The sequence below is a fragment of the Sinorhizobium sp. B11 genome, assembly GCA_039725955.1.
GTDB lineage: Bacteria > Pseudomonadota > Alphaproteobacteria > Rhizobiales > Rhizobiaceae > Rhizobium.
In genome coordinates this window covers 4,251,446-4,267,942 of record CP091034.1, presented here as the reverse complement: position 1 = coordinate 4,267,942, position 16,497 = coordinate 4,251,446, and the positions used below count along the sequence as shown (strand labels likewise).

Annotated in this window: 16 protein-coding genes and 1 riboswitch; of the genes, 9 read left to right on the top strand and 7 right to left on the bottom strand. The window is 59.7% G+C overall.

The genetic code is table 11. The features are described 5' to 3' along the window. Window positions 1–3 precede the first annotated feature (3 nt). From LVY75_31090 to LVY75_31075, 4 genes are all read right to left on the bottom strand, one after another. Complete coding sequence (locus tag LVY75_31090) at window positions 4–759, bottom strand: ABC transporter ATP-binding protein (GenBank protein XAZ23197.1); 756 nt, start codon at window positions 757–759, stop codon at window positions 4–6. Then, window positions 756–1,547 (bottom strand): ABC transporter permease, encoded by a 792-nt coding sequence (locus LVY75_31085; protein ID XAZ23196.1) that lies wholly within the window; start codon window positions 1,545–1,547, stop codon window positions 756–758. The genes LVY75_31090 and LVY75_31085 overlap by 4 nt, the downstream gene beginning before the upstream one ends. A gap of 13 nt (window positions 1,548–1,560) precedes the next feature. Further along, window positions 1,561–2,169, bottom strand: coding sequence for a Ykof family thiamine-binding protein (locus LVY75_31080; GenBank protein ID XAZ23195.1), 609 nt, complete (start codon window positions 2,167–2,169; stop codon window positions 1,561–1,563). After that, window positions 2,160–2,273: riboswitch (TPP riboswitch) on the bottom strand. It overlaps the preceding gene by 10 nt. A 188-nt stretch (window positions 2,274–2,461) precedes the next feature. Further along, window positions 2,462–3,037 (bottom strand): NAD(P)H-dependent oxidoreductase, encoded by a 576-nt coding sequence (locus LVY75_31075; GenBank protein XAZ23194.1) that lies wholly within the window; start codon window positions 3,035–3,037, stop codon window positions 2,462–2,464. Between the two features lie 81 nt (window positions 3,038–3,118). Between LVY75_31075 and soxR the strand changes: the two genes are divergently transcribed. The 9 genes from soxR (at window position 3,119) to LVY75_31030 (ending at window position 11,964) form a co-directional block, all read left to right on the top strand. Then, entirely contained in the window at window positions 3,119–3,583 is a 465-nt protein-coding gene (gene soxR, locus LVY75_31070; GenBank protein XAZ23193.1) for a redox-sensitive transcriptional activator SoxR, read from the top strand. 87 nt (window positions 3,584–3,670) lie between these two features. After that, on the top strand, window positions 3,671–4,441 hold the full coding sequence (locus LVY75_31065) for an SDR family oxidoreductase (protein XAZ23192.1): 771 nt from the start codon (window positions 3,671–3,673) through the stop codon (window positions 4,439–4,441). A 101-nt stretch (window positions 4,442–4,542) separates the two neighbouring features. Then, the gene (locus LVY75_31060; protein XAZ23191.1) at window positions 4,543–4,884 is read left to right on the top strand and encodes a metalloregulator ArsR/SmtB family transcription factor; all 342 of its coding nucleotides are present in this window, start codon (window positions 4,543–4,545) and stop codon (window positions 4,882–4,884) included. Window positions 4,885–4,955: 71 nt separating this feature from the next. Beyond that, window positions 4,956–5,849 carry a LysR family transcriptional regulator gene (locus LVY75_31055; GenBank protein ID XAZ23190.1) on the top strand — a complete coding sequence of 298 codons (894 nt, stop codon included), beginning with the start codon at window positions 4,956–4,958 and terminating at the stop codon, window positions 5,847–5,849. A gap of 137 nt (window positions 5,850–5,986) precedes the next feature. Then, entirely contained in the window at window positions 5,987–6,466 is a 480-nt protein-coding gene (locus tag LVY75_31050; GenBank protein ID XAZ23189.1) for a formate dehydrogenase subunit gamma, read from the top strand. After that, window positions 6,463–8,019 carry an NADH-quinone oxidoreductase subunit NuoF gene (locus tag LVY75_31045; GenBank protein ID XAZ23188.1) on the top strand — a complete coding sequence of 519 codons (1,557 nt, stop codon included), beginning with the start codon at window positions 6,463–6,465 and terminating at the stop codon, window positions 8,017–8,019. The genes LVY75_31050 and LVY75_31045 overlap by 4 nt, the downstream gene beginning before the upstream one ends. Window positions 8,020–8,022: 3 nt before the next feature. Beyond that, entirely contained in the window at window positions 8,023–10,902 is a 2,880-nt protein-coding gene (fdhF, locus tag LVY75_31040) for a formate dehydrogenase subunit alpha (protein ID XAZ23187.1), read from the top strand. Further along, entirely contained in the window at window positions 10,902–11,729 is an 828-nt protein-coding gene (fdhD, locus tag LVY75_31035; GenBank protein ID XAZ23186.1) for a formate dehydrogenase accessory sulfurtransferase FdhD, read from the top strand. The genes fdhF and fdhD overlap by 1 nt, the downstream gene beginning before the upstream one ends. Continuing rightward, window positions 11,719–11,964, top strand: coding sequence for a formate dehydrogenase subunit delta (locus tag LVY75_31030; protein XAZ23185.1), 246 nt, complete (start codon window positions 11,719–11,721; stop codon window positions 11,962–11,964). The genes fdhD and LVY75_31030 overlap by 11 nt, the downstream gene beginning before the upstream one ends. Window positions 11,965–12,068: 104 nt before the next feature. Here LVY75_31030 and LVY75_31025 read toward each other — a convergent pair whose 3' ends face one another. The 3 genes from LVY75_31025 to LVY75_31015 form a co-directional block, all read right to left on the bottom strand. Further along, window positions 12,069–13,829: a PAS domain-containing methyl-accepting chemotaxis protein gene (locus LVY75_31025; protein ID XAZ23184.1), complete on the bottom strand. Its 1,761-nt coding sequence runs from the start codon at window positions 13,827–13,829 to the stop codon at window positions 12,069–12,071. Between the two features lie 308 nt (window positions 13,830–14,137). Next, the gene (locus LVY75_31020; protein ID XAZ23183.1) at window positions 14,138–14,614 is read right to left on the bottom strand and encodes a chemotaxis protein CheW; all 477 of its coding nucleotides are present in this window, start codon (window positions 14,612–14,614) and stop codon (window positions 14,138–14,140) included. Further along, the gene (locus tag LVY75_31015; protein ID XAZ23182.1) at window positions 14,614–16,404 is read right to left on the bottom strand and encodes a methyl-accepting chemotaxis protein; all 1,791 of its coding nucleotides are present in this window, start codon (window positions 16,402–16,404) and stop codon (window positions 14,614–14,616) included. Before LVY75_31015 ends, LVY75_31020 begins: the two co-directional genes overlap by 1 nt. Between the last annotated feature and the right edge of the window lie 93 nt (window positions 16,405–16,497).

The following is a 16,497-nucleotide window of genomic DNA, read 5'->3' as shown; positions in this document are numbered from 1 at the left end:
TCCTCAGGTTCTTTGCGGATGCAGCAATGTTTGAAGAATTTCAGTTTCGATCGCCTGAGCGGCCGGGGAGCCGAGATCTGCAAGCGTCCGCGGTCTTGCGAGCGGCACCTCGAATTCCCTGATCACGGCAGCCGGACGGGCGGACAACACATAGATACGATCGGACAGGAAGACGGCTTCCCGTACGTCATGGGTAATCAGCAGGGCCGTCCATCGATGACCGGTCCACATGCCCTGCAGCCATTCCTGCATCTGGGTGCGGGTAAGCGCATCGAGTGCTCCGAAAGGCTCGTCGAGCAGCAGCATGTCTTGCCGCTGGATCACCGTGCGCAGCAGAGCCGCGCGCTGGCGCATGCCGCCCGAAAGGGCCGCGGGATAGTGATTTTCGAAGCCAGCAAGGCCGAAGCGTTCAAAGAGGGGGGCGGCCACGGCGCGCGCCTGGCTGCGGCGCATGCCGTGCACTTCGAGGCCGAGGATCGCGTTGTCGATGACGCTTCGCCACGGCATCAGCGCATCGCGCTGAGGCATGAAGGCGAATGCATGCTCGGCCTGCGACAGCTGCATGCCGTCGAAGACAATCTCTCCCTTATCGGCCTGCAGCGCCTGTGTCAGCAGCCGCAGGATCGTCGACTTGCCGGAGCCGGACGGGCCGACGATCGAGACGAATTCACCTCTGGCGATATGAAGAGAAATGTCCCTCAGCACTTCCATGCCGTCGAAGGACTTCGACACATTCTTCAGCTCGAGCATCCCGTTCATCGGCGTTTCTCCGCAGGGGATTGCCAGGGCATGACGAAACGCTGCACCGCCAGGGTGAGACCGAAGAGGCAAAGGGTCAGAAGGGCGCTGACGACGACGGCGGCGAGGACGAGATCCGGCCGGAAATTGTTCTTGGCATTGAGGATATAGATCCCGAGGCCGCGCGCGGCGCCTGCATATTCGGCGAAGATGGCGCCGACCACGGCATAGGTGATCGAAATACGCAGGCCGGCAAAGAAGAAAGGCATGGCGGAAGGGAGCCGTGCCAGGCAGAAGATGCGCCAGCGACTTGCCTTCATGGAACTCAGAAGCTCGGCAATATCCCGGTCCGTCGCTTCATAGCCCTGAAGCAGGGCGACCAGCAGCGGAAAGAAGGTAACGAGAGCGACGAGCAGAAGCTTCGGCAGCAGCCCGAAACCGAACCAGAGTACGACGAGGGGGGCGATCGCGACCAGCGGCAATGTCTGGCTGACGATGAAGAGCGGCAGCAGCGCACGGCGCATGAATGGCACGAAATCCATCAGGACCGACGAGGCGAAGGCGAAGACGAGCGACAAAGCAAAACCGCCGAGCGTCGCGCCGAGCGTCGGCCAGGTATTGTCGAGCAGTGCCTGCCTGTTCAGCCAGCCCTGCGTAAGGATGCGCGAGGGTGAGGGCAGGATCGAGGGCTTGATGCCGGAGAGATCGACATAGAGCTCCCAGACAGCCAGGAAGGCAAGCATGGCGAGAATGGCGGGCAAGGCCCGCCTCAGTGGCGCAAATGTCGAATCCGGTTTCGATAGGGTCATGCCGTCAGGCGTCTCAGGCTTTGCTCGGGCTGTTCGCGGAGACCGTGATATCCAGTGTCACGTGACCTTCGGGATCGCCAAAGCGATAGAAAGCTTCATGGATGGTCGCGAAGATCGCGCCGGCGTCGCCGCGCAGCTTGGTGCAGAAATTCTTCGAGCGGTCGAATGTGCCCGAGCGCTTCAGGAAATCGATGCAGCCGTAAATCTCGTCCATATGGGTGCCAGTTCCCATGACATAGAGAGAAAATTGGGCCGCCGTTGGTTGACCAGTCTCGGTCGTATCCCTGACTGCTGCGATCGCGGCCTCCACGCGCTCGGCGAGCGGCTCGGAGCGGCTTGAGGACAGGCCGGCGCCGCAGATTGCATCATCCGGTTCGCCGGGGCAGCCGCGCGAGATCGCGGCGGACAATACGCAATGCTCGCCACTTGCGGCAGCCGAGACGAAGAGGTCGCGCATGGCGGCAAACAGCACGTCGGGCGGGCCGACCATCAGCGTGGAAATATCATCGGTTTCGATGCGAAGATGATCGCGATAGGGCTCGAGAGCCTTGATCGCGTCAAGGATGATGCCGACGAAATTGCCGGACATCGGATATAGAGACACTTGTGCGCCGGAAAACAATTGGACCTCGCTCCGCTGGCATTACCCAGATCAGCTTTAAAGGGTCCGGAGGCATGCGCCTCACATCTCAGCCCCGGCAATTCGGAGCTCCCCCGTGAAATTGTGGCGGAAGCTATCACCCGGCCTGCGGTACCGCAACCGTAAAATTCCTACCCGGCTATGCGGTCGCCAAGAGGCGCGTGCAGTTCAGGCGCACTTTGTAAGGTGCCCGAGGGGAAACACCCGGACGGAGGTCCTGTCCGGGTGTCCAGCCGGTCCGTACCTGCCAGAGACGGAGCCGGATGTCTTTGTCTCAGGCGGCGACGCCGGCATAGGGCGTGTCGCTGCGGGCGGCGACCAGGGCCTCAGTCCACCATTGCAGCTGGGACATCATTCGGGAAAGCCTGCGCAGAGCTTCCTGCGGATCCTGCAGCCGGCCCTCATTGTCGAAACGGCGCCAGGGGGAATTGAAACTCACGGCATCGCAGATCGTGACGGCGTGAAGCTCCGCAAAAACGAGGCGAAGTTGTTCGACTGCCCGCAATCCGCCGGATATGCCGCCATAACAGACGAAGGCGATCGGCTTTCCGTGCCAGGGTTCGGCGAAGAGATCGATGAGGAATTTCAGGGAAGCGGTGAAGCTGTGGTTGTATTCCGGGGTGACGAGGATGAAACCATCGGCCTGATGAAGCCTGTCCGCAAGCCGCCTTGCCTCCGGATGATGCGGTAAATGCTCTCGCGGCAGTGAAAATGCCAGCGGGTCGATGATGTCGATCTCGAATTGCGGAAAGCGGGCCAGCTCTCTTTCGAGCCACTTCACCACCCTGTCGCAGATGCGTCCCTCGCGCGTGCTGCCATAGATGACGGCAAGCCTCATGGGTTTGTGCATGCATTACTCCTTCTTATCTCGGCTTTACGGCCTCGGGAGCGCAGTCTATAAAACCTAAACTAATATTGAGGTCAATGGGTCATGCAGCAGAATCCGGGATTCTCCTTGAGCAAACTTCTGACGGTGGGCGAGGTGGCAGAGCGCAGCGGACTTGCGGTTTCCGCCCTGCATTTCTACGAAGCGAAAGGGCTGATCTTCAGCATTCGCACCCGCGGCAACCAGCGGCGCTACGGCCGCGACGTGCTGCGGCGTCTCGGCATCATCAAGGTGGCGCAACGCGTTGGCATTCCGCTCTCTGAAATTCAGACTGCGTTCGAAACCCTGCCGCAGAGCCGTACGCCGACAGTCGAGGACTGGCAGAGGTTATCAAGGCTCTGGAAGGACAATCTCGATATCCGCATCAGGCAGCTCAGCCTGTTACGCGATCATCTGACGAGCTGCATCGGCTGCGGTTGCCTCTCTATCGACGCCTGCCCGCTGCGCAATCCCTTCGATGTACTTGGCAGACAGGGCGCCGGTGCGCGGCTGCTCGACCCGGGTGCCTAGATCTTCGAACTTTCTTTTGGCTGATGCCCGCATATGTTAGGCGTGATAGCGCAAGCGGCGGACCGGCCCGCAAATGAGGAGAACTTCGTGTTTCATCCCAAGTTATTCGAAAACCGCAATGTCGTCGTGACGGGTGCCGGCCGCGGTATCGGCCTCGAAGTTGCCCGACAGTTTCTGGATTGCGGTGCGCGCGTGCTTGTCCATACCGGGCGCGACGGGGAGCGCGAACTGCCGGATTTTCTGCTGACTGCCGAATCGGAACGCCGGGCCCTGCTTTTGCCGGCGGATTTCCTGCAGCAGGGCGGGGCTGCGAAGTTTGCGCAAGAGGCGCTCGATTTCTTCGACAAGGTGCATGTGCTGGTCAACAATGCCGGCACGATGCATGGGCGTTTTCCCGCCGGTGAACTGACCGATGCCGATTATGAGACCGTCGTGCGCCTCAACCAGACGTCGGTGGTGGAGCTCACCCGGGCCCTGCTTCCCGCGCTCCGGGCCGCGCAGGGTGCCGCCATCGTCAACACGGTCTCGATTTCCGCGATAACGGGCGGTAGTCCCGGTTCGGCGATCTATTCCGCATCAAAGGCCTTCGTCGCGACCTATTCGAAGGCGCTTGCCCGCGAGCTCGCGCCTGACGATATAAGGGTCAACTGCGTCTCGCCCGGTACGATCGATACCGATTTCCATGCACGCTATTCATCCCGCGAAAAACTGGAACAGACACGCAAGTCGATCCCGCTGCAGCGGCTCGGAACGTCGGAAGATTGCGCCCCGGCCTATCTCTTCCTGGCCGCGCCATCGTTGTCCGGCTACATCACCGGTCAGGTTCTGGAGATCAATGGCGGCCAGCTTATCTGCTGATTTGGTTGGACTTTTTTTGGTATTTGACGACTTTTGACCAATTCGCTTCTGCGAATATGATATTGTACTGATCTACCCTATTACCTCCTTCCGAGAAGCAAATGCCATTGCCTAAACCGAAGCTGGGCATGACCAGCCAGGACTTGCAGAAGCTTGCTGATAAAGCCCACGAGGCGAGTGATCTCCTGAAGGCGCTAGCCCATCAGACCCGGTTGCTCATCCTCTGTATCCTTTCGGAAGGGGAAAAAACGGTTGGCGAGATCGAGGATATCCTTGGTATACAGCAGGCTATGGTGTCTCAGCAGCTTGCGCGACTGAGGCTCGAAGGCCTCGTCAACACGCGTCGTGAAGGACGGCTCGTCTATTACAGCATGGGAAATGAAAGCGTTCTGGCTTTCCTCGAATCACTGTTCAGTCTCTTCCCGGTTGTTGAAAAGGTCTGAAGCCGCGGCTCTTGCGAAGCGGCCTTCAAGTCGCAAAGATAGGCCTCATCCCGAATTCGGCAGGAGGCCGGATGATCGACAAGCTGGAATTCTTCATCGCACTCGCCAACGAGAAACATTTCGGTCGTGCGGCAGAGGAATGCGGCGTTTCCCAGCCCACGCTCTCGGCCGCCATTCGCCAGCTTGAAGATCAGCTGGGGGTCATGCTGGTGCAGCGCGGCTCCCGCTTTCAAGGGTTGACGCCCGAGGGCCAGCGCGTGCTCGAATGGGCCCGGCGCATTGTCGGTGACACGCGTACCATGCGCGAGGAAATGCGCGCCGCCCGCACGGGTCTCTCCGGCCATCTGCGCCTGGCTTCCATTCCGACCGCGCTCGCCATGCTGTCGCGAATCACGACGCCCTTCCAGGAACGGCATCCCGACGTCACCTTCTCCATCGTCTCGCGCAATTCACTGCAGGTGCTGAGCATGCTCGAAAATCTCGAGATCGATGCCGGCATCACCTATCTGGAAAACGAGCCGCTCGGACGCGTCACCTCGGTGCCGCTCTATGCGGAACGCTACAATCTCATCACTGCCGCCGGCAGCCCGCTCTCGGATCGCGAGAGTGTGACGTGGCGTGAAGTGGGAGATCTTCGGCTTTGCCTATTGACGGCTGACATGCAAAACCGGCGTATCATCAACCGACATCTGGCCGAAGCAGGCGCGACAGTCCATCCGACGCTCGAATCAAACTCGATGATTGTGCTTTTTTCACATGTGCGGACCGGCCGCTGGGCGAGCATCATGCCGCATAACGTCGCGAAATCATTCGGGTTTCCTGTGGAGATCCGGATGATTCCGATCACCGAGCCGGAGGCGCACCATCTTGTTGGCCTTGTCGCTCCTTTTCGAGAACCTTTTACGCCGCTCGTCTCCGCCTTGTTGCACGAAGCAAGAACACTCGTTGAAGACGCCGAATTTTGATAGAAAAAAGCTATCAATCAACGAGACTGCTTTATTGATTGCGACCAGCTTCCCTGAGACAGTTCGACAGAATTCGCAATGACATGGGGAGTTTTGCGGTTTTCAAGGAATTCGCAGGTCGTAAGGGAGAGCTGCTGATGAACATACGTGTCGCTCAGGGCGATATCACCGGACGTATCCGCTCGATCGTTGACGATCTTCGATCCCTCGAAGGACCACTCCTTCCTATTGTGCATGAAATCCAGGAGCAGTTCGGATACGTGCCGCAGGAAGCCTTGCCGGTTATCTCCGAGGAGCTCAACCTTTCCCGCGCCGAGGTCCACGGCGTTGTCACTTTCTATCATGATTACCGCGATCATCCTGCCGGCCGGCACGTGCTGAAACTCTGTCGCGCCGAGGCTTGCCAGTCGATGGGCGGCGATGCACTGGCCGAGCGTATCAAAACCCTGCTCGGCATCGATTTTCATCAGACGACACTCGACGGCAGCGTCACGCTTGAGCCGGTCTACTGTCTTGGCCTCTGTGCCTGTGCGCCAGCCGCCATGCTGGATGGCGAAGTGCATGGCCGGGTCGATGGCGAACTGGCCGCTGAGCTCGTTGCGGAGGCACGTCGATGACTGTGAAGATTTATGTTCCGCGCGATGCCGCAGCGCTCTCGCTCGGGGCCGAGAAGGTGGCAACGGCGATTGCCCAGGAGATCGTCGCCCGCGGCCTTGATGCGACAGTCGTGCGCAACGGCTCGCGCGGAATGTTCTGGCTCGAGCCACTGGTTGAGGTCGAGGTTTTCGGGAAACGGATCGGCTATGGGCCGGTCAGGACGAAGGATGTCGCCGATCTCTTTGATGCGGGGTTGATGGAAGGCGGGATGCATGCGCTCTGTCTGGGGGAGGTCGAGGACCTCCCGTTCCTGAAAGGCCAGACCCGTCTCACCTTTGCCCGCTGCGGCATTACCGATCCGCTTTCGCTTGACGATTATGAGGCCCATGGCGGGCTTGCCGGCCTTCGCCGCGCCATTTCGATGCAGCCTGCCGATGTCGTCAAGGAAGTGACCGATTCCGGTCTTCGTGGTCGTGGCGGCGCGGGCTTTCCGACCGGCATCAAATGGAAGACGGTGCTCGATGCGGCCGGTTCTCGCAAATATATCGTTTGCAATGCAGATGAGGGCGACAGCGGCACCTTCGCCGACCGGATGATCATGGAAGGCGATCCTTTCGTGCTCATCGAAGGCATGGCAATTGCCGGGCTTGCGACGGGAGCCACGAAAGGCTTCGTCTATACGCGCTCGGAATATCCGCATGCGATCGCCACGATGACGGAGGCGGTGGAGATTGCCCGCAAGGCCGGCATTCTGGGCGCTTCGGTGCTCGGCTCCGGCAAGACCTTCGACATGGAGATCCGCACCGGTGCAGGCGCCTATGTGTGCGGCGAGGAAACGGCGCTGCTCAACAGCCTGGAAGGCAAACGGGGCATCGTGCGCGCCAAGCCGCCGCTGCCGGCCCATAAGGGATTGTTCAACTGTCCGACCGTCATCAACAACGTGATCTCGCTCGCATCCGTGCCCGTGATCATGGACAAGGGGGCGGCCTTCTATCGCGATTTCGGCATGGGCCGGTCGCGCGGCACCATTCCGCTGCAGATTGCCGGTAATGTGAAATATGGCGGGCTCTATGAAACCGCCTTCGGCCTGTCTCTCGGCGATATCGTCGAGAAGATCGGCGGTGGTACGGCATCGGGACGGCCGGTGAAGGCGGTGCAGGTGGGCGGGCCGCTTGGTGCCTATTTCCCGCGGGCTCTCTTCGACACGCCATTCGACTACGAAGCTTTTGCGGCCAAGGACGGATTGATCGGCCATGCCGGCCTCGTCGTTTTCGACGATACCGCCGATATGTTGAAACAGGCGCGCTTCGCCATGGAGTTCTGCGCGGTGGAAAGCTGCGGCAAGTGCACGCCCTGCCGCATAGGCTCGACGCGCGGCGTCGAAACGGCGGACAAGATTGCCCATGGCATAGAGCCTGAGAAGAACCGGGAACTGCTCGCCGATCTCTGCAATACGATGAAGTTCGGCTCGCTCTGCGCGCTCGGCGGGTTCACGCCCTATCCTGTCATGAGCGCCATGACGCATTTTCCGGAAGATTTTGCTCCGGTCCCTCTCATTGAAGCGGCGGAATAGGCCATGTCTCTCATTCATGAAATCGACTACGGAACGCCGGCTTCGAAATCCGAAATGATGGTGACGCTGACCATCGACGGCCGGCAGGTGACGGTTCCCGAGGGAACCTCGATCATGCGCGCCTCCATGGAGGCCGGCATTCAGGTGCCGAAGCTCTGCGCGACCGATATGGTCGATGCCTTCGGTTCCTGCCGTCTCTGTCTGATCGAAATCGACGGCCGCAACGGAACGCCCTCCTCCTGCACGACACCGGTGGCGTCCGGCATCGTCGTCCATACGCAGACGGAGCGGTTGAAGAATATCCGCCGCGGCGTCATGGAGCTTTATATCTCCGACCATCCGCTCGACTGTCTGACCTGCGCGGCCAATGGCGATTGCGAGTTGCAGGACATGGCGGGCGCCGTCGGCCTGCGCGATGTGCGCTATGGCTATGAGGGCGACAACCACGTCAAGGCGCGCAACAGCGGCGAGATCAATCTGAAATGGATGCCGAAGGACGAGTCCAATCCGTACTTCACCTATGATCCGTCGAAATGCATCGTCTGCTCCCGTTGCGTTCGTGCCTGCGAGGAGGTGCAGGGCACCTTCGCGCTGACGATCGAAGGGCGCGGGTTCGGCTCGCGTGTTTCGCCCGGTATGCACGAGCATTTCGTCGATTCCGAATGCGTCTCTTGTGGTGCCTGCGTGCAGGCCTGTCCGACCGCGACGCTGACCGAAAAATCAGTCATCCGCATCGGTCAGCCGGAACATTCGGCTGTCACGACCTGTGCTTATTGCGGCGTCGGCTGCTCCTTCAAGGCGGAAATGCGCGGCGAAGAGCTGGTGCGCATGGTGCCGTGGAAGGATGGTCAGGCAAACCGCGGCCATTCCTGCGTCAAGGGCCGCTTTGCCTATGGATATTCGACCCACAAGGACCGCATTCTCAATCCGATGATCCGCGAGAAGGTGACGGATCCCTGGCGCGAGGTGACCTGGGACGAGGCCTATGCGCATGTCGCTTCCGAGTTCCGCCGCATCCAGTATCAGTATGGCCGTGAAGCGATCGGTGGCATCACATCGTCCCGCTGCACCAACGAAGAGACTTACCTTGTCCAGAAGCTGATACGCGCCGGCTTCGGCAACAACAATGTCGATACCTGCGCCCGCGTCTGCCATTCGCCGACAGGTTATGGACTGGGCCAGGCTTTCGGCACCTCGGCCGGCACACAGGATTTCGACAGCGTCGAACATTCCGATGTGGTCATTATCATCGGTGCCAATCCGACCGATGGCCATCCAGTCTTCGGGTCGCGCCTGAAGAAGCGGTTGCGGCAGGGCGCCAAGCTGATCGTTATCGATCCGCGTCGCATCGATATCGTCCGCTCGCCGCATGTCGAGGCCTCCTTCCATCTGCCGCTGAAGCCTGGCACCAATGTTGCCGTCATGACGGCGCTGGCGCATGTGATCGTGACCGAAGGCCTTTACGACGAAAGGTTCATCCGCGACCGTTGCGACTGGTCGGAGTTTGAGGATTGGGCGGCTTTTGTCTCCGAGCCGCAGCATAGTCCGGAAGCCGTCGAGAAATTTACCGGCGTCAATCCGGAAGATCTGCGCGGCGCTGCACGGCTTTTTGCGACCGGCGGCAATGGCGCCATTTATTATGGTCTGGGCGTCACCGAACACAGTCAAGGTTCCACGACGGTCATGGCGATCGCCAACCTTGCCATGGCGACCGGCAATATCGGCCGCCCCGGCGTCGGTGTGAATCCACTGCGCGGCCAGAACAACGTGCAGGGTTCCTGCGACATGGGATCCTTCCCGCATGAGCTGCCGGGCTATCGCCACATCTCCGACGATGCGACGCGCGATATTTTCGAAAAGCTCTGGGGCGTGAAGCTCAACAACGAGCCGGGCCTGCGTATTCCGAACATGCTGGATGCTGCCGTCGATGGCTCCTTCAAGGGCCTCTACATTCAGGGTGAGGATATCCTTCAGTCCGATCCGGACACGAAGCATGTCGCCGCCGGCCTTGCCGCCATGGAATGTGTCGTGGTGCAGGATCTCTTCCTGAACGAGACGGCGAACTACGCGCATGTCTTCCTGCCGGGCTCTACTTTCCTGGAAAAGGACGGCACCTTCACCAATGCCGAGCGCCGCATCAACCGCGTACGAAAGGTCATGACGCCACGCAACGGCTATGCGGACTGGGAAGTGACACAGAAGCTTGCTCAGGCAATGGGCCTCGACTGGCACTATACGCATCCGTCCGAGATCATGGACGAGATCGCCGCAACGACTCCGAGCTTCGCATCCGTCTCCTACGACTATCTCGAAAAGATGGGCTCGGTTCAGTGGCCCTGCAACGAGACACATCCGCTCGGGTCGCCGATCATGCATGTGGATGGTTTCGTGCGCGGCAAGGGCAAGTTCATCCGTACGGAATATGTCGCGACCGACGAGCGTACCGGCCCGCGCTTCCCGCTGCTTCTCACGACCGGCCGCATTTTGAGCCAGTATAATGTCGGTGCGCAGACACGCCGCACCGATAACGTTGTCTGGCACTCGGAGGACCGGCTGGAGATCCATCCGCATGATGCCGAACAGCGCGGTATCCGGGATGGCGACTGGGTGAAGCTCGGCAGTCGCTCGGGCGATACCACACTTCGCGCATTGATTACGGACCGCGTGGCGCCCGGAGTCGTCTATACGACCTTCCATCATCCGGATACGCAGGCAAACGTCATCACGACAGACTTCTCCGACTGGGCGACGAACTGCCCAGAATACAAGGTGACGGCGGTGCAGGTTTCGCCCTCCAACGGCCCGTCGGAATGGCAGGTCGAATATGACGAGCAGGCCCGCCAGTCCCGCCGCATCGCCGGCAAGATGGAGGCGGCGGAATAATGACGGAACGGCCGACCCGTATAAGCGTGACGGAAGTCGCCCGGAGAGGCGGTATCATGGCACGGGGCGAGCGTATCGTGCCCGAGGAGGTGCCGATCGCCTTTTCCTATGGCGGCAGTTCGCACGCGGTCATGATGGGCACGCCTGATGATCTCGAGGATTTCGCTGTCGGCTTCAGCCTGACCGAGGGCATTATCACTGATCGCAGCCAGGTCGCCGGTATCGAACTCCTGGAAGACGAGAAGGGTATCGACGTCCAGGTGACCCTCCTCGACGACGTCGAGGATGCACTGCGAAGGCGCAGGCGGAGCATGGCGGGACCCGTCGGTTGCGGCCTCTGCGGTATCGAGTCGATCGAGCAGGCGGTCCGCACCGTACCGGACGTGTCCAAGGCTGAGCTGTCGCTGTCGCATGCCGATATCGTGCAGGCGGTTGCGTTGCTCAACGAATCTCAGCCGCTGCATCGCGAGACGCGGGCCGTTCACGGCGCCGGCTTCTACATTCCTGGCAAGGGATTGATCGCCGTGCGCGAGGATGTCGGCCGGCATAATGCGCTCGACAAGCTTTGCGGCGCTGTTATCAGAGCTGGTGAAACAGGCGCTTCAGGCGCCGTTGCCGTCACAAGCCGCCTGTCCGTCGAGATGGTTCAGAAGACGGCGATCCTTGGTGCTCCCGTGCTGATCGCCATATCCGCGCCGACAGCACTTGCCATCCGCACGGCTGAGGAAGCCGGCATGACGCTTGTCGCTCTCGTGCGCGGAGAGGATTTCGAGATTTTCACCCACCCACATCGCTTGTCGCCCGGAAGCATCGCCGATGTCGCATGATACCAAGACCAAGCTTGTCTATATGGCAAACCAGATCGCAACCTTTTTCAAGACGCAACCCGAAAGCGAAGCTGCGCAAGGGGTTGCGACGCACATCAACAAATTCTGGGAGCCGCGCATGCGGCGGCAACTCTTCGAAATTCTGGAAAAGGAAGAGAACGGCCTCGACGCACTCGTGCTGCAGGCCGTGCCCTTGATTCGCAAACCGGAACCGGCGGAACAGTCAGTTCGATAGGCCAATATCAGAGGGGCCGTTCTTCCCGGCGTCGGCCAAAGGTCATGATCGTACAGAGCTCGTGCCGCTCTTGCGGCGGCACGAGCTATCCGAATGAGGCCTGATCAGAATTCTACCCAGCTTTCGGCAGACGTCACCGCTGCGCCACGGGTTCTTGCAGTGCGGGCGACAAGATGCAGGGCCGGAGAAGTAGCTGGCTTCGTCAGATGCCTTGTCGCGGCGATATTGCCGCCGGGGAGCTGGAACTGCGAGACCAGCGTTCGCAGTGCATCGGCTTCCGCGGCAAGGTTCTGGCTGGCGGCCGTGCTCTCCTCCACCATGGCGGCGTTCTGCTGCGTTGCCTGATCGAGGCTGTTGACGGCCTGATTGATCTCCTTGAGGCCGGTCGCCTGTTCCCGGGAGCCTTCGACGATCGCTGCGACGTTTGAATTGATGCTGGCAACCTGAACGACGATTTCCTCCAGCGCCCTGCCGGTCTGTCCTACCAGTTCGACGCCGTTTTTCACCAATTCGCTCGATGTATTGATCAGCGCCTTGATCTCCTTCGCTGCTCTGGCAGAACGCTGTGCGAGTTCGCGGACCTCCTGGGCGACGACGGCAAAACCCTTGCCGGCTTCACCGGCACGAGCCGCTTCGACGCCGGCGTTAAGTGCCAGCAGGTTGGTCTGGAAGGCGATATCGTCGATGACGCCGATGATATTGGTGATCTCGCGGGAGGATTGCTCGATCTGGTCCATGGCCGAAACTGCCTTGCGCACGACCGTGCCGGATTGTTCCGCACTGTGTTTTGTCTGTCCGACCAGGCGGCCCGCCTCGTCGGCACGCTGGCTGGAATCGTTGACCGTGGTGGTGATCTCCTCCAGAGCTGCCGCCGTTTCTTCGACCGAAGCGGCCTGCTGTTCCGTCCGCTTGGAGAAAGAGTCTGCCGAGGAACCGATCTCGCGGGAACTGTCGGCGATAGCGGTGGCATTCTCACCAATGGTCTTCATCGTCCTGGAGAGTTTGTCGATCGTCGCATTAAAATCGTGGCGCAACTGCTCCATCGAAGGGACGAAGGCCGTGTCCAGCGTCCGCGTCAGATCGCCTTCTGAGAGCTGCCGCAGGGCCGTGCCGAGAAGGGAAATTGCGCTCATGCGCTGTGTCACGTCGGTTGCGAACTTAACGACCTTGTAGATCCTGCCATCCGCGTCGGCGATCGGATTGTAGGCGGCCTGGATCCAGATTTCCTTGCCGCCCTTACCGTAGCGGACGAATTCGTTGGCGATGAACTCGCCCTTTGCCAGCCGCGGCCAGAACTGATTGTATTCGTCGCTTCGCGCATAGGCTGGATCGCAGAACATGCTGTGATGCTTGCCAACGATCTCGGACAGCGAATAGCCAAGACCATTGCAGAAGTTCTCGTTGGCCGTGAGGATGTCGCCTGCGGGGGTAAATTCGATGACGGCCTGCGAACGTGAAATTGCCTCGAGCTTGCCGGCGTCCTCGACGGCGCGTTTCTTGGCCTCGGTGATGTCGGAGGCGATTTTCACGACCTTGAAAGGTTTGCCATGCTTGAAGACAGGGTTGTAAGAGGCCTGTATCCAGATCTCGCGACCGCCTTTTGCCAGGCGTTTATAGGCGCCGGCATCATATTCGCCACGGCCGAGGCGGGCCCAGAAATCCCGGTAGCTGGCGGTTGCCGCGTAGGCCGGTTCGCAGAACATGCTGTGATGTTTGCCGGCAATCTCGTTGAGATCGTAACCGAGCGCTTTGCAGAAATTCTCATTTGCCGTGAGAATGGCTCCGGTCAGGTTGAATTCGATAATCGCCTGTGACTTCGAGATAGCATTGAGAACATATTTCGAATTGGGTGATAGACCAAGCATTCCCGTCCCCTCTGAAATAGGACGCGTATATTCGCGCCCAACCCCTGAATTGAAGACCAAACAAGCATGGGTCCGCGGCGTGAAAATACGGCCGGGCAACAACCGTTATTTTCACCTATCACAAATCGTATCTTCTTGATGCTTCACAACCGATGATGATCGTGGACGGTAAATTTTCTGTATAAAAGTCAATACTAATAAATATATATTTCCGGAAGAAAATTACACGTTCAGATCACCTAGACTGAACAAAAAAAACCGCCCTTGTGGGGCGGTTCTTGCCTCGGTCAAACTGCCTGGCGTGGCGCTCAGGCGGCCAGTTCGTCCGTCTCGTTTTCCTTGAACATTTTTGCAAGGTTCAGGAAGCAGATCATGCCATTTTCGGAAGCGATGATACCTTCGCAGAAAGCGCGGTCGAAGGACGCGGTCACTTCAGGAACGGGTTGCACCTGGCTGGAAGAAATCGTCAGGATGTCGGAAACCCGATCGACCAGCATGCCGATGACCATATTGTGCACTTCGGCAACGACGATGGCGCTGCGCTCATTGGCAACAGTGCTCTTCATGCCGAGCTTGTAGGCGAGGTCGATGATCGGGATGACCGAACCGCGCAGGTTCATGACACCGATGACGTCGGCCGGAGAGTGCGGGATCGGCGTCGACGGCGCCCAGCCACGGATTTCGCGGATGGTCGTGGTCTTGACGCAGAATTCCTGATCATGGAGGCGGAAGGCAATGATTTCGAGCGTATCGCCGCTGAAGCTAGTGGAATTGATTGTGGCCATTAGAATTCTTCCCAACTGTCATAAGCCAGGGCAGAAGCGGATGCGCCCCCATTAGCGCGGACGAGCTTTGCCTTCACACCATACGATGGCTTTGCGCCTTGCGAAGCATCGTTGCGGTTATGGATGACATTAACGGAAGAGTGTTGCGCAAATCTAAACTGTGCAACGAGATTGCGGAGGTTTTCAGTCTCGGACGAAAGTCGGGCACTTGCCGCCGTCGTCTCCTCCACCATGGCGGCATTTTGCTGCGTGCCCTGATCCATGATGTTGACGGCCTTGTTGATTTCGACAAGTCCGGTCGACTGCTCTCGGGAGGACTCGACGATCGCTGCGACATTGATGTCGATATTGCCGACCTGGGTAACAATGCGTTCCAGCGACTGGCCGGTCTGACCGACCAGGTCGACACCACTCTTCACATGCTCCGAGGAAGCAGTGATGAGCGCCTTGATTTCCTTGGCGGCGCTGGCCGAGCGCTGTGCAAGTTCGCGCACCTCCTGGGCGACGACGGCAAAACCCTTGCCGGCCTCACCGGCGCGCGCCGCCTCGACGCCGGCATTCAGTGCCAGCAGGTTGGTCTGGAAGGCGATCTCGTCAATCACGCCGATGATATTGCTGATCTCGCGTGAGGATTTCTCGATCTGGCCCATGGCATCGACCGCCTTGCGGACGATGCTGCCGGAATGTTCCGCACCGCGCTTCGTTTCCGCAACGAGGCTGCCCGCATCGGCGGCGCGTCCGGCACTGTCGGCAACGGTCTGGGTGATTTCATCGAGTGCGGCAGCGGTTTCCTCTACTGTCGCAGCCTGCTGTTCGGTGCGTTTGGACAGCACGTCGGCTGCTTCCTTCGTTTCGCGCGCACCGCTGGCGATCGCCTCGGCATTGAGGAGGACCGTACGCATGGCGCTGCCGAGCTTGTCGATCGCGGCGTTGAAATCGGTGCGGACCTTTTCCAGCGCGGGCGGGAAAGGATTTTCGACCCGCTTCGTCAGATCGCCTTCGGCAAGTGCGGTCAGGCCAGTGGCCAGATCATCGACGGCGCGGACACGCTCGGTGACGTCGGTCGCGAATTTGACGACCTTGAAGACGCGGCCGCTCATGTCGAAGATGGGGTTATAGGATGCCTGGATCCAGACGACCTTGCCGCCCTTGCCGATGCGCATAAACTCCGCGGCGACGAACTGGCCGGCGGCTAGCTTCTTCCAGAATTCCTTGTAGGCGTCCGAACGTACATAGGCCGGGTCGCAGAACATGCCGTGATGCTTGCCGCGGATTTCCTCCAGCCGGTACTCCATGACCGAGAGGAAATTCTCGTTCGCCTCCAGGATCTCTCCATCAGGCGTGAACTCGATGACGGCCTGAGCCCGCGAGAGAGCGTCGATCTTGCCTTCGGCATCAGCGGCTTTCAGCTTGGCGGCGGTCACGTCGCTTGCCAGCTTGACGATCTTATAGGGTTTGCCGCCCGACATCAGCGGGTTGTAGCTCGCCTGGATCCAGACTTCGCGGCCATCCTTGCCAATGCGCTTGTATTCACCGGTATCGAATTCGCCTCTGCCGAGCTTCTGCCAGAATTCCCGGTAGGCCGGGGAGGCAACATAGTCCGGCTCACAGAAAATACTGTGATGCTTGCCGACAATGTCGCTTAGCTTGTAGCCCAGCGCTCGGCAGAAATTCTCGTTCGCATTCAGGATCTTTCCCTGCAGGTCGAATTCGATCGTCGCCTGCGACTTCATGAGAGCTGTGACAATCGCGCGTGAATCCGGCGTCGCACCCAGCGAAAACAATGACATTCCGACCCTCCGATGTGTGGTTGCTACCAGCCGATCTCTCGGAGAATGGACCGGATTTGAGTAATGCGGACCTGCCACAACATTGCAGTATAT